This window comes from Ciceribacter ferrooxidans, assembly GCF_004137355.1.
GTDB classification, from domain to species: domain Bacteria; phylum Pseudomonadota; class Alphaproteobacteria; order Rhizobiales; family Rhizobiaceae; genus Allorhizobium; species Allorhizobium ferrooxidans.
The window spans coordinates 66,488-79,925 of sequence record NZ_SDVB01000253.1 but is presented as its reverse complement, the minus strand read 5'-3'; the positions used below and the strand labels follow the sequence as shown (position 1 = coordinate 79,925).

12 protein-coding genes are annotated in these 13,438 nt (G+C 61.8%); 5 read left to right on the top strand and 7 right to left on the bottom strand.

Annotated elements, in window-relative coordinates; genetic code table 11:
• Positions 1-2: 2 nt before the first annotated feature.
• From EUU22_RS16645 to pcaD, 6 genes are all read right to left on the bottom strand, one after another.
• Positions 3-692 carry a CoA transferase subunit B gene (locus EUU22_RS16645; RefSeq protein WP_129333126.1) on the bottom strand — a complete coding sequence of 230 codons (690 nt, stop codon included), beginning with the start codon at positions 690-692 and terminating at the stop codon, positions 3-5.
• Positions 689-1,396 carry a 3-oxoacid CoA-transferase subunit A gene (locus EUU22_RS16640; protein WP_129333125.1) on the bottom strand — a complete coding sequence of 236 codons (708 nt, stop codon included), beginning with the start codon at positions 1,394-1,396 and terminating at the stop codon, positions 689-691. The genes EUU22_RS16645 and EUU22_RS16640 overlap by 4 nt, the downstream gene beginning before the upstream one ends.
• Before the next feature lie 66 nt (positions 1,397-1,462).
• Positions 1,463-2,080 (bottom strand): protocatechuate 3,4-dioxygenase subunit alpha, encoded by a 618-nt coding sequence (pcaG, locus tag EUU22_RS16635; protein WP_129333124.1) that lies wholly within the window; start codon positions 2,078-2,080, stop codon positions 1,463-1,465.
• Position 2,081: 1 nt separating this feature from the next.
• Positions 2,082-2,822 carry a protocatechuate 3,4-dioxygenase subunit beta gene (gene pcaH, locus EUU22_RS16630; RefSeq protein ID WP_129333123.1) on the bottom strand — a complete coding sequence of 247 codons (741 nt, stop codon included), beginning with the start codon at positions 2,820-2,822 and terminating at the stop codon, positions 2,082-2,084.
• The gene (gene pcaC, locus EUU22_RS16625; RefSeq protein ID WP_129333122.1) at positions 2,803-3,237 is read right to left on the bottom strand and encodes a 4-carboxymuconolactone decarboxylase; all 435 of its coding nucleotides are present in this window, start codon (positions 3,235-3,237) and stop codon (positions 2,803-2,805) included. The genes pcaH and pcaC overlap by 20 nt, the downstream gene beginning before the upstream one ends.
• On the bottom strand, positions 3,234-4,034 hold the full coding sequence (gene pcaD / locus EUU22_RS16620; RefSeq protein WP_129333121.1) for a 3-oxoadipate enol-lactonase: 801 nt from the start codon (positions 4,032-4,034) through the stop codon (positions 3,234-3,236). Before pcaD ends, pcaC begins: the two co-directional genes overlap by 4 nt.
• Before the next feature lie 91 nt (positions 4,035-4,125).
• Between pcaD and pcaQ the strand changes: the two genes are divergently transcribed.
• Entirely contained in the window at positions 4,126-5,049 is a 924-nt protein-coding gene (pcaQ, locus tag EUU22_RS16615; RefSeq protein WP_129333120.1) for a pca operon transcription factor PcaQ, read from the top strand.
• A gap of 2 nt (positions 5,050-5,051) precedes the next feature.
• On the opposite strand, the gene polA is transcribed toward pcaQ, so the two are convergent.
• A complete protein-coding gene (gene polA, locus EUU22_RS16610; protein ID WP_129333119.1) occupies positions 5,052-8,039 on the bottom strand; it encodes a DNA polymerase I in 2,988 nt (995 codons plus the stop codon).
• Here polA and EUU22_RS16605 point away from each other — a divergent pair.
• The 4 genes from EUU22_RS16605 to EUU22_RS16590 all read left to right on the top strand — a co-directional run bounded on the left by EUU22_RS16605 (position 8,022) and on the right by EUU22_RS16590 (position 13,364).
• Positions 8,022-8,519, top strand: a complete 498-nt coding sequence (locus EUU22_RS16605) for a hypothetical protein (protein ID WP_129333118.1) — start codon at positions 8,022-8,024, stop codon at positions 8,517-8,519. The two genes, polA and EUU22_RS16605, sit on opposite strands and share 18 nt — an antisense overlap.
• 320 nt (positions 8,520-8,839) lie before the next feature.
• Complete coding sequence (locus EUU22_RS16600) at positions 8,840-10,237, top strand: M20/M25/M40 family metallo-hydrolase (protein WP_129333117.1); 1,398 nt, start codon at positions 8,840-8,842, stop codon at positions 10,235-10,237.
• A gap of 244 nt (positions 10,238-10,481) precedes the next feature.
• Positions 10,482-10,940: a YbaK/EbsC family protein gene (locus tag EUU22_RS16595; RefSeq protein ID WP_129333116.1), complete on the top strand. Its 459-nt coding sequence runs from the start codon at positions 10,482-10,484 to the stop codon at positions 10,938-10,940.
• 201 nt (positions 10,941-11,141) lie between these two features.
• Positions 11,142-13,364 carry a transglycosylase domain-containing protein gene (locus tag EUU22_RS16590; RefSeq protein ID WP_129333115.1) on the top strand — a complete coding sequence of 741 codons (2,223 nt, stop codon included), beginning with the start codon at positions 11,142-11,144 and terminating at the stop codon, positions 13,362-13,364.
• The last annotated feature ends 74 nt before the right edge of the window (positions 13,365-13,438 follow it).

The window sequence follows — 13,438 nt, the reverse complement described above, 5'->3', positions numbered from 1 at the left end:
CCTTAAAGTGCCGGCACGACGAGGTCGGCTACCGGGCCGTCAATATGGAGTTTCGCGCCGGTCATGGCCTGGAGTTCGTCCATGGTCATGGCCGCCACTTTTTCCCGCACCACGAACCTGCCGCCGACGATGTCGATGACCGCATGGCTCGTATAGACGCGGGTGATGCAGCCGACGCCGGTCAGCGGAAACGTGCAGCGCTCGACGAGTTTCGGCTGGCCATCCCTGGTAACGTGCTCGGTGATTACGAAGACCTGCTTCGCGCCGTGCACGAGATCCATGGCTCCGCCCACCGCCGGCACGCCCTTCGACCCGACCCGCCAATTTGCCAGGTCGCCATTCTGGGCAACCTGGTAGGCGCCGAGAATGGCGACGTCCAGATGTCCGCCGCGCACCATGGCGAAGCTGTCGGCATGGTGGAAGAAGGATGCTCCAGGCTTCACGGTCACCGCCTTCTTGCCGGCATTGATGAGGTCCCAGTCCTCCTCGCCTTCCGGTGGCGGCTCGCCGAAATTCAGGATGCCGTTTTCCGTGTGGAAAATGGCTTCTCTGCCCTCAGGCTGATAGCGGGCGACCATCTCGGGAAAGCCGATCCCGAGATTGACATAGGCGCCATCGGCGATGTCCTGGGCGGCGCGCCAGGCGATCTGGGCGTTGGAGAGTTTTTCCTCTTCGCGCGCAACGGTCGTCATGCGTAGGCCACTCCGGCTCGTATGAGCACTTCTTCCTGCTGCGGATCAATGACCTCGACGAGGGCGTCCACGAAGATGCCGGGTGTGACGACATGTTCGGGATCGATGCCTCCGGCGGGCACGATCCTAGAGACCTGCGCGATCGTTCTTGCCGCCGCCATGCACATCAACGGATTGAAGTTGCGGCCGGCCTTGTTGTAGGTGAGGTTGCCGTGCGTGTCGCCGAGTTCTGCCTTGACGAGCGCGAAATCGGCCTTGAGCCAGCGTTCCTGGACATAGCACCGACCGTCGAATTCGGCGACGGGTTTTCCTTCCGCGAGTTCGGTACCGTAGGCTGTCGGCGTATAAAAGGCCGGAATGCCGGCACCGCCGGCGCGGACGCGTTCGGCAAGCGTACCCTGCGGCACCAGTTCGAGTTCGATTTCACCGGCGAGGTACTTTTCCGTGAACGCGCGGGGATCGGACGAGCGCGGAAAAGAACAGATCATCTTTCGCACCATGCCCGCATCAATCATGGCCGCAATGCCGATGCGACCGTTGCCGGCATTGTTGTTGATGACCGTCAGTTCCTTCGGGCGCTTGTCGATCAGCGCGTGGATCAACTCGATCGGTGCACCGGAGCCCCCGAAGCCGCCAATCATCACGGTGGCGCCGTCACCGATTTCGGCAACGGCCTCGGCCAGGTCTGCAATTGTCTTGTTCATTTGAAGGCCCCTTCCGGCCCGTCCGGCAATGCCCGCTATCGACGTGCCGAAATGAAGTTCGCAGGTTCAGATGTCGAAGAACACCGTTTCGTTTTCGCCCTGGAGATGTATGTCGAAGGTGTAAATGTCACCGTCGCGGGCGGCAATCAGGGTCGGGACGCGTACCTTGTGTTCGATGCGAGCCAAGACCGGATCAGCGGCATTCGCCTCTGTCTCGTCGGCGAAATACATGCGCGTGTGAAGGCCGATATTGATGCCGCGGGCGACGATCCAGAAGGTGATGTGGGGAGCCATTAGCCGACCATCGCGAAACGGCACGCGCCCCGGCTTGATCGTTTCGAAAATGTACTCGCCAGTCTCCATGTCGGCCGGACAGCGACCCCAGCCCGCGAAGTCCGGATCCGCCTTTCCGCGAGTCTCCGAGGGGCTGTTGTAGAGCCCGTCGGCATCGGCCTGCCAGATCTCGACGAGCGCGTCCTTGAGCGGCGTGCCCGATCCGTCGATGACGCGGCCGCGGATCGTTATTCGTTCGCCTCGCGTGCGTTCATTGTAGAGCGGACCGGAGCCGAGGTCCTTTTCGAACACCCCCTCGATCCCGGTAAAATTGGGTGTGCAGCCGATATGAACGTAAGGACCGGCCGTCTGCGACGGGGATTCCTTCAGATAACCGAGCGACTGAACCATCTCAATTGCCCTCCTTGCGATTGTCGAACATCGTCGAACGTCGCCCGCGAAGGACGATGTCGAACTTATAGGCGCGCATGTCCATCGGGATCGTCGCGTTGAGGTCGAGCGGTGCAATGAGGCGTTGGATCGCCTCCTCGTCAGGAATCGTCTTCACGATCGGACAGATCCAGATCAGTGGATCGCCCTCGAAGTACATCTGGGTAATCAGGCGTTGAGCGAAGCCGTGGCCGAAGACCGAAAAATGGATGTGTGCGGGGCGCCAGTCATTAACCCCGTTCGGCCAGGGATACGGGCCCGGCTTGATTGTCTTGAACCAGTAGTAGCCATCCTCGTCGGTGATGGTCCGCCCGACGCCACCAAAGTTCGGGTCGAGAGCCGCGAGGTAGGTTTCCTTCTTGTGACGATACCGTCCTCCAGCGTTCGCCTGCCAGAACTCGACCAAGGCACCAGCAATGCCCCTGCCGCGCTCGTCGAGCACCCGTCCGTGCACGAGAATGCGCTGGCCAATCGGACTTTCGCCGGGGCGCGCATAGTTCTGAATGAGATCGTTGTCGAACTCGTTCAGCATGTTATGGCCGAAGACCGGTCCGGTGATCTCGCTCCTCGTTCCCTCCAGCGATATCAGCGCGCGCTGTGGCGAGCGAAGAACGGTGGTCTTGTACCACGGCGTATAGGCCGGCGGATGCATTTCGCGGTCGCGGGGAAAGAATGCCCCCGTCTCAGGCATGGTGTTCTTCACGTCTCTCCTCCATCCCACCGTTCGGCATTTCGATCTCCTCCAACGCCGCCTTGGCGACCTTGATCGCGTGATTGGCAGCCGGCACACCCGCATAGATCGCCACATGGAGAAGTGCTTCCATGATATCCTCCCTGGTGGCGCCGGTATTGACGGTGGCACGAACGTGCAACGCGACCTCCTCATGGTGGCCAAGGGCGGCCAGCAGCGCGATGGTGACCATCGAACGCTCGCGCTTGGTCCAGGTCGGACGAGACCAGACATGACCCCAAGCAGCCTCCGTTATCAGATCCTGAAAGGGCTCATCGAAGGCAGATCTCTGCGCCTCGGTTCGGTCCACGTATCTGTCTCCGAGCACGTGCCGGCGCGTGGCCATGCCCTCGCGGTAACGCGGAGACTTGTCGGCGGCCTCGTTCATGGACGTCCTTTCATGCCTTTGACAAAGGGTTCGATCAGCGCGGCCAGCCGCTGAGGCTGCTCTACGCAGGGGATGTGACCGCATCCTTCGATGACTTCGAAGCGGGCACCGGGGATCATGTCGGCCATGCCGCGGACGAGGTCCGGGGGGGTGGACCCGTCCTGATCGCCGACGACGCAGAGCGTCGGAACGGTGATCGTCGGGGGGATTGCGGAAAGGTCCGTATCGCGGATCACCTCGCAAGTGCCGATATAGGCTGCCGCCGACTGTCGCTCCAACATCAGGCGATAGCCGGCGAGGTCCACCCGCCGCTCCTCATGGAAGGAATTCGTGAACCAACGCTCCATGACGCTGTCAGCAATGCCGGCAAGACCAGTCTTGCGGATTGCTTCGATCCGGTTGTTCCAGGTTTCCGCAGTGCCAATCTTCGGTGCGGTGTCGCAGAGCACCAGCTTGCGCACCAAATCCGGTCGTTTGCGCCAAAGACCCTGCACGACCATTCCGCCAACCGAAAGCCCACAGAAGACGGCTTTGCCGATGCCGACATGATCCACGAGGGCGACAAGGTCGCCGACGAGGTCCTCCATTGAGAACTCGGCGGCGCCGAGACCGGTAAGTCCATGCCCGCGGGAATCGTAGAGAAGCACCGAGACGTCGTCGCCGAGTTCATCGAAAAGCGGCAGCCAGATGCGGAAATCGGTCCCCAGAGAATTCGAAAAGACAATGGTATGCCTAGCACCGGGATCGCCGATGAATTCGTAGTGAACCGTAATTCCGTTGATCGCGGCAAAAGCCATGGTTTTCTCCTCTGATTGCGAAGGTAGCTAATGGTTTTTGTTCGGTAAAATGATATTTTGGCCAAATTCCATAACCAGATGGGCATGATTCATGGACGCCAGGATCAAATTTCGTCACCTGCAGACCTTCCTGGAGGTGGCCCGTCAACGCAGCGTCGGCAAGGCCGCAGACGCGCTCGCGATCACCCAGCCGGCGGTGACACGCACCGTCCGCGAGCTTGAGGACATCCTTGGAGTGCCCCTCTTCGAGCGCGAAGGCCGTGGGATCCGTATCTCCCATTTCGGCGAGATCTTCCTGAAGCATGCCGGTGAGAGCCTTGCCGCCGTGCAACGCGGGATGGACTCCGTGGCACAGGCCCTCAAGTCGGAGGGACCTCCGGTCCGGATCGGAACTCTGCCGACGGCGTCGGCCACCTTCATGCCGGGGGCCGTGGCACAGTTCCTCGCAAGCGGCACCGGCAGTCAGGTGACGATCGCCTCAGGTGAAAACAGAGCACTTCTCGGGTCCCTGCGGCTCGGCGAGCTAGACCTAGTGGTAGGGCGACTGGCAGCGCCGGAGGTCATGACAGGTCTTTTCTTCGAACCGCTGTACACGGAGGAAGTCGTCCTGGTCGTACGCGCTTCGCATCCGTTGCTCGCCCGGCGTAATTTCACCCTCAACGCACTCGCCAACTTCGTCGTCCTGATGCCACCGTCCGGAGCGGTCATCCGCCCATTCGTCGACCGGCTCTTCCTCACCAACGGCATCCCGGAACTGCCGCGCACGATCGAAACGGTATCCGACTCCTTCGGTCGCGCGTTCGTTGCACGCAATGACGCCGTCTGGATCATCTCGCGCGGTGTCGTGGCAGACGAACTTTCCAGCGGGCGGCTGGTTGCGCTCGATATCGACACGAGCGAAACACGGGGCGCCGTCGGACTGACCACGCGCGACGGCATCGAGCCAAGCGCATCGCTCTCGTTGATGATGCAGGCGATTCGCGACCATGTGTCGGCCCAGCAGGGGCATTTCTAGACTCAGTGCGCCTCGTCCCAGTTGGTCGCGGCGCGGGCATCGACCTTCAGCGGCACCCTCATGGAGATCGCCGGCATGGCCGCCTGCTCCATTACGGAAACGATCACCGGCAGCGCGTCGGCGACGGCCCCTTCCTCGACCTCGAAGATAAGTTCGTCATGCACCTGCAGCAGCATGCGCACGCGCTCTGAAAGCCTTGCGGCGGCGAGCGCCGGCTCGATCTTGATCATGGCACGGCGGATGATATCGGCAGCCGAACCCTGGATCGGTGCGTTGATCGCGGCACGCTCGTTGAACGAGCGGACCTGGGAATTAGAGGACTTGATCTCCGGGTAATGTGCACGTCGACCGAAGATGGTCTCGACATAGCCGTTCTCGCGGGCATAGGCCTTTGTCGACTCCATATAGTCTTTGATGCCGGGGAAGCGTTCAAAATACTTCTTGATGTACTCGCCCGCCTCCGAGCGCTCGATGCCGAGCTGGTTGGCGAGGCCGAAGGCGGAGATGCCGTAGATGATGCCGAAGTTGATCGCCTTGGCGCGCCGACGCACCTCGGCCGGCATGCCTTCGACGGGAACGCCGAACATTTCCGAAGCGGTCATCGCGTGGATGTCGATACCGTCGGCGAACGCCTGCCGCAATTGCGGAATGTCGGCGACATGGGCAAGTACCCGAAGCTCGATCTGGCTGTAGTCAGCCGAAAGGAGCCGATGACCTGGCGTCGAAATGAAGGCGGTGCGGATCTTGCGGCCTTCCGCGGTCCGGACGGGAATGTTCTGCAGATTGGGCTCGGACGACGAAAGCCGGCCCGTCGTGGTGGAGGCGAGCGAGTAGCACGTATGCACACGCTTCGTCTGCGGATGCACGTAGCCGGGCAACGCATCTGTGTAGGTGGACTTGAGCTTGGTCAGCTGGCGCCAGTCGACGATCTTGCGCGGCAGCTCGACGCCGGCTGCGGCCAGGTCTTCCAGGACCTGCGCGGAGGTCGACCACTGCCCGGTTTTGGTCTTCGATCCGCCCGGCAATCCCATCTTGCCGAACAGGATGTCGCCGAGCTGCTTGGGCGATCCGACGTTGAAGCGTTCGCCGGCAAGTTCGTAAATCTCGGATTCGAATGCCGCCGCCTTCTGGGCAAGTTCGCCGGAGAGCCGAGAGAGTATCTGGCGATCGACGGTAATGCCGCGCTCTTCCATCCGGGCAAGGACCGGAACGAGCGGCCGCTCGAGCCGTTCGTAGACCTTGGTGAGGCCATCAGCGGCGAGCCGCGGCTTCAGCACCATCCATAGCCGCAAGGTGACGTCCGCATCCTCGGCCGCATAGGCAGTCGCCTTGTCGATGTCGATCAGGTCAAAGGTTACCGACGACTTTCCGGAGCCGGCAACATCCTTGTAGGCAATCGGCGTGTGCCCGAGCCACCGTTCCGATAGCGCATCCATTCCGTGGTTAGTGCGGCCCGCCTCCAGGACGTAAGAGAGCAGCATCGTATCGTCGAAGCTCTCGATGACGATCCCGTGCCGCTTCATCAGCAGGTAGTCGTATTTGATGTTCTGGCCGACTTTCAGGACCGCCGGGTCCTGCAACAGCGATTTGAGAGCGGCGAGCGCCTCGGACATCGAAATCTGTCCTTCCGCCAAGCCTCCACCCAACAGGTCACCGACACCGGTCTTATGGGCAAGCGGCACATAGGCGGCGCGAATTTCGGTCGTGCCGGCCGAATGCGTGTTGTCCGCGACCGCAAGCGAGAAACCGACGAGTTCCGCAAGCATCGGATCGAGCGACGTCGTCTCCGTGTCGAAGGCGACGAGACCACTTTCGCGCGCAGCGGCAATCCACGTCTCCAGTGTCGGCAGATCACGAATCGCGTGGTAGGCGCCGATATCGATCGTCTTGCCGTGGAACGCGTCGGCACGGGCCTTGGCGAGATCAGCGGGTGCCGGGCCGCTCGGACCAGCAGCCGACGCGACGACGGGGCCCGCAACGGGGAACTCAACTGCCGTGGCTTCGCCCTGAGCCTGCAGTTCGCCGACTTCGAGATCCGGTCCGTGAGCAGCCGGACCCCACTCGATCTTCACCGGCGCCGGCTCGATCGCGCTTGCATCGCAGCCGCAAGCCTCCGCCACGCGACGGGTCAGGGTATTGAACTCCATCGTCTTGAGAAAGCCTATGAGCAGAGGGCCGTTCTGGTTTTCGAGCACCAGTTGGTCCAGCGGTACATCAAGAGACACGTCGGTACGAAGGGTGACGAGCGTGCGCGAAAGCCGCGCCAGATCTGCATTTGCGACGATGTTCTCGCGCCGCTTCACCTGCTTGATCTCATCCGCACGTGCAAGCAGCGTATCGAGGTCGCCATACTCTTCGAGCAGTTGGGCAGCAGTCTTCGGCCCGATTCCCGGGATGCCTGGAACATTGTCCGTCGAGTCGCCGGTCAGCGCCTGCAGATCGATCATCTTCTCAGGCGGCACGCCCCATTTCTCGATGACGTCCGGAATACCGATCTGCTTGTCCTTCATGCTGTCGTACATGTGGACGTTGGGCGTCACGAGCTGCATCAGATCCTTGTCGGAAGAGATGATCGTGACGTCGGCACCGACGGCCTCCGCCTGACGCGAATAGGTCGCGATGATGTCGTCAGCCTCGAAACCTTCCTTCTCGATGCAGGGAAGGTTGAAGGCACGGGTCGCCTCGCGAATCAATCCGAACTGCGGCACCAATTCCTCCGGCGGCGCCGAGCGGTTCGCCTTGTACGCGTCGTAGAGCTCCTTGCGAAACGTCTTGGAGGAATAGTCGAAGACAACGGCGAAATGGGTGGGCGTCACGCCGACGGAAGTATCGCGCGCATCCGTCAACAGCTTCCAGAGCATGTTGCAGAAGCCGGCGACTGCGCCCACCGGCAGGCCGTCCGATTTTCGGGTGAGCGGCGGCAGGGCGTGGAACGCCCTGAAGATGAAGCCCGAACCGTCAACGAGGAAAAGATGATCGCCCTTTTTCATAGATGCATGGATAGCCTGCGACGGCGCAAAGGTCCATTGCGGTTTGTTGATCCTGATTTAAACTGGCTCGGCGATATGGCGCCGCATTCCGAGGGGAACACGATGAACCCGATCATCAGAACTTACATCTTCTATGGCCTGTTCATGTTGCTGATCGCAGGCGTGTCGTGGATGCAGGAAGACTCCGCATCGCTCGTGTTCGTGAAGTTTCTCGGTAGCGGCGTGTACTTGCTGTCGCTGGAAGGGCTTCGCGCCCGTTTTCCCGAACAGCATGACGCCACACGCAGCCTGGCGACATGGATAGAGTTCAAACTCCTGAGCGCCGTCCTGTTCGGGGTCCTGATTACACTGGTTAATTTCAGGCCGGACGTGCCGCTGCACACCACCTTTCGCGGTTTCCTCGTCGCGACGATAGTGATGGCGGCGATCCAGATCGGCCTCTTTCTCCTGGAACGCCGGAGGCCTGAACGACCTTCCTGAGAATCTTACAAATTTGTAATCCAGCATTCCCTTGAAAAGCCGCATTCTGCATCTCATCTCTTGGTCATCGGCGACTGATCACGCCGTAGTCTGAAAGAGGCCCGTCCCCCGCCGCTTCAGACTTGGGCAAAGGCCTTATCCCCCTCTCCGGGCCTTTGTCCCAGCTTTTTGGCGAAGCCGCCGTGGCCCCTCCTCCAGGCCTCGGCGGCTTTGCTTTTGCCGACGATCATCTTTCCACACATCAATTTGTCGTCTGCCAGCCTCGTCACCCGACATGGTTTCGGCTATCGTCCGCCCGATTCAAACGACAGGACAGGATGATGAGCGACATTTCCGCCGTACTCGACTGCGCCGACAAGGCGCTTCCCCAGAGCCTCGACAGGCTTTTCGATCTCGTCAGAATCAAATCGATCTCGACCGACCCTGCCTACAAGGCGGATTGCCGCAAAGCGGCGGAATGGCTGGTGCGCGAACTGACGGCCCTCGGCTTCGACGCCTCGGTCCGGGACACGCCCGGTCATCCGATGGTGGTGGCGCATCACGCGGCAGGGTCACCGGATGCACCGCACGCCCTGTTCTACGGACATTACGACGTCCAGCCCGTCGACCCGCTCGACCTTTGGGAAAACGATCCTTTCGAACCGGCGATCAAGGAGATCGAAGCCGGCCGCAAGGTGATCAGCGGTCGCGGCACCTCGGACGACAAGGGGCAGTTGCTGACCTTTGTGGAGGCATGCCGAGCCTACAAGGAGATCAACGGGACGCTCCCGGTCCGCATCACCATTCTCTTCGAGGGCGAAGAGGAATCGGGATCTCCTTCGCTGAAGCCGTTCCTCGCCGCGAACGCCGAGGAACTGAAGGCCGACTTCGCGCTCGTCTGCGACACCAGCATGTGGGACGGTGAAACGCCTGCGATCGCCGCGGCGCTTCGCGGGCTCGTCGGAGAGGAGATCGTCATTTCCGCCGCCGACCGCGACCTTCATTCCGGCCTCTTCGGAGGTGCCGCGGCAAACCCGATTCACATTCTCGTTGACGTGCTTGCGGGCCTGCATGACGAAACGGGCCGGGTGACGTTGCCCGGTTTCTACGACGGCGTCGAAGAAACGCCCGCCAACATCAAGGCCTCGTGGGAAACCCTCGGACGCACGGCCGAAAACTTCCTCGGCCAGGTCGGACTTTCGGTCCCGGCAGGCGAGAAGGGCCGTTCCGTGCTCGAGTTGACCTGGGCGCGTCCGACCGCCGAGGTCAACGGAATCACCGGTGGCTATACCGGTGAAGGCTTCAAGACGGTGATCGCGGCGAAAGCATCGGCCAAGGTCTCCTTCCGGCTGGTTGGGGAACAGGATCCGGTAAAGATCCGCGAGAGCTTCCGCGCCTATGTCCTTTCCAGGATTCCGGCGGATTGCTCTGTCGATTTCCACGAGCACGGTGGATCGCCGGCCATCCAGCTGTCCTACGATTCGCCGGTGCTGACGAAGGCAAAGAATGCGCTTTCGGAAGAGTGGCCGAAGCCGGCCGTCGTCATCGGCATGGGCGGCTCGATCCCGATCGTCGGTGATTTCCAGAAGATGCTCGGGATGGACTCGCTGCTGGTCGGCTACGGACTTACCGACGATCGCATCCACTCGCCCAACGAGAAGTACGACCTCAAGTCCTTCCACAAGGGCATCCGGTCGTGGATCCGTATTCTGGACGCGCTCGCGAAGGGCGCCAAGTAGCCAAAAAGCAAAAGGCCGGGAATGACCCGACCTTTTCCTCCATTTTCCGGTCCTGCCAGTACATCCGTGGTCAGGACCGGAAATGGGCGCTGTCTCGGCTCGTGGTGCATTCATCTTGCGCCGACCAACCTCATGACGCCGATGCTGTCGCCTCAAGGTTAACCTGGGGTTAACGCGAGCAATCTTGAATGGTCGGCAACGCCTGTGCTCTGTTGATGTCACGTCGGTTGTTCTGGAAACTGCAATGAGCCTTCAATCCGTCAAAGATTTCTTCGGCCGCCACGCCCCCGAGATTGCCGTCATCGAGACGGAAGCAAGCTCGGCGACCGTTGCGCTCGCCGCCGAGGCGCACGGGGTCGTCCCTGACCAGATCGCCAAGACGATCTGTCTGCGAATTGGCGCCGAACCCGTGCTCGTCGTTGCAGCTGGTACGAAGCGTTTGGACAATCGCAAGTTCAAGGACCGGTTCGGCGTCAAACCGCGGATGCTCGATGCCGAGGAGGTCCTGGCGACTACCTCTCATCCCGTCGGCGGCGTCTGCCCCTTCGGGCTGCCGGCGCCGATCAAGATTTTTTGCGACGTTTCCCTTCAGGCCTTCGATGAAGTCGTCCCCGCAGCGGGTGCGACCAACGCAGCCGTGCGGATCACCCCACAGCGGCTGATTGCGCTGACGGGAGCCGAGTGGGCCGATCTCTGCCAGTGAGCGGCACACGCTGTGAGAACGACTAGTGCCTTGAAAGACATAGATATTCGTCAGGCCCTTCTTTAACCTCCCCTTAAATCGCCGCATTTAAGGTTGAAGGCGGCCGCGATCGCATAAGGTGTCGATCTCACCTCAGCACGGCCACCACGACGCCCGGACAGACGATGGCGGCGCCAAGATCAGGAGCACCACCGGCAGCGAATGGCAGGACGAGGCAGAGCGAACGAGCGTGTTGAGCCGACCTTTGAGGAAAGGCGCGGCAGCGAAGACTTTCGCCTGTCGGCCGGTGATCGCATCGCACGCGGATCCTCCGCCGCGAAAGGCGGCGGCAAACCGAAATCTGGCAAGCCCTCCCGCTCCCGTCCGAAACGCCGAAGCGAAGGCGGCCTGGGCGGCCTTCTGCGCAGGATGGTCTACTGGTCGATCGTGCTCGGGCTCTGGGGTGGAATCGGCCTGGCCGGAATCGTCGCCTACTATGGCGCGCGGATGCCGAGCGCCAGCACCTGGTCGATTCCCGAACGTCCGCCCAACATCAAGATCGTCTCCGTCGAAGGTGAGGTGATCGCAAACCGCGGGATGACGGGCGGCGAGGCGCTCGCGCTCGAGGACATGTCTCCCTACATTCCACAGGCGGTGATCGCGATTGAGGACCGCCGCTTCTATTCTCATTTCGGCGTGGACCCATTCGGGCTCGCCCGGGCGATCATAAACAACGCGCTGCCCGGTCGCGGCACCCAGGGCGGCTCCACGCTGACGCAGCAGCTTGCCAAGAACCTCTTCCTGTCACCGGAACGGACGATCGAACGAAAGGTGCAGGAAGTGCTGCTCGCCTTCTGGCTCGAGCACACGTACACCAAGGACCAGATCCTTGCGATGTACCTGAACCGCGTCTACTTCGGCTCCAATGCCTACGGCGTCGAAGCGGCATCGCGGCGCTACTTCAACAAGTCGGCGCGCGACGTGAACCTTGGCGAGGCGGCGCTGCTGGCAGGATTGCTAAAGGCTCCGTCCAGGCTGTCGCCCGCACGCGACCCCGAGGCCGCAGAGGCTCGCGCCCAGGTCGTTCTCGGCGCGATGCGCGAGGCCGGCTTCATCACCGATGACGAGATCAAGACGGCCATGTCGCAGTCACCCACTCGCGCGAAGCGTTACTGGTCGGGTGCCGGCCAATACGTGGCCGACATGGTGATGGACGACGTGCGTGCGCTGATCGGAACGGTAGAGGACGATCTCGTCGTCGAGACGACGATTGACATGTCGCTCGAGAAGAAGGCGGAAGCAGCGCTCGTCGATGCGCTCGCACGCGACGGCGAAAAGTCGAGGGCCTCCCAGGCGGCGCTGGTTTCGATCGACGGCACCGGAGCAATCCGCGCGCTCGTTGGTGGCAGGGACTACGCCGAGAGCCAGTTCAACCGCGCCGTCAAGGCGAAGCGGCAGCCGGGCTCCGCTTTCAAGCCGTTCGTTTATGTCTCCGCCCTTGAAATCGGACTACGGCCGGAATCGGTCCGCAACGACGCCCCGGTCAGAATCGGCAAGTGGACACCGGAGAACTATGACCAGAAGTATCGCGGTCCCGTCACGTTGACTTCCGCGCTCGCCAACTCCCTGAACACCATCGCGGCCGAACTCGTGATGGAGGTAGGCCCCGAACATGTGGTCAAGGTCGCCCACCGCCTCGGCATCGAATCCGAGTTGCAGGCGAACGCATCGATCGCGCTCGGGACCTCGGAGGTGTCGCTGCTCGAACTTACTTCAGCCTATGCCCCCTTCATGAACGGTGGCTACAAGGCAACCCCGCACGTGGTTCGCCGCGTCACGACGCCCGACGGAAAGGTCCTCTATGAAAATGACTATGCCAATCCTCCGCAGGTTCTGAGCGAGCAGATCGTCGCTGCAATGAACATGATGCTGACGCATGTCATCGAGGAAGGCACAGGCAGGAACGCGCGCCTGAAAGGCTGGCCGGCTGCCGGCAAGACCGGAACCACGCAATCCTTCCGAGATGCGCTTTTTGTCGGCTATACGAGCAACCTGACAACGGGCGTCTGGTTTGGAAACGACGACGGCACGTCGATGAAGAAGGTGACCGGTGGCGGTCTGCCGGCGAAAGCATGGCACGAGTTCATGACGGCCGCCCATTCTGGTCTTGCGCCGATGCCCCTCGGTGGGGCACCCTACGACCCGCAAGACATGCAGCAGCCGGAACAGCTTTCCATCGGCTCGATCATTTCGGAGGTCTTCTCACCCGCCGAGGAACGCTATCCTGCGGTTCCCGCAGCCCCAGTCGCGCCTGCCGCGTCGGACGGCGATGCCGCGGGGATACCGCAGATGCCGATTCCGCCCGGCGAAGTAGGCAGCGGGGAGGCAACACCGCCGCAGGCCGCCCGGCGAACGACGCTTCTCGACATCATCATGGGACAGTGAGCGGCAAGCTGCATCAACGTCCCCGACGGCTGACACCCGCCACGTCCGACGCCGGCGAAAACCGCCTCCCCCGG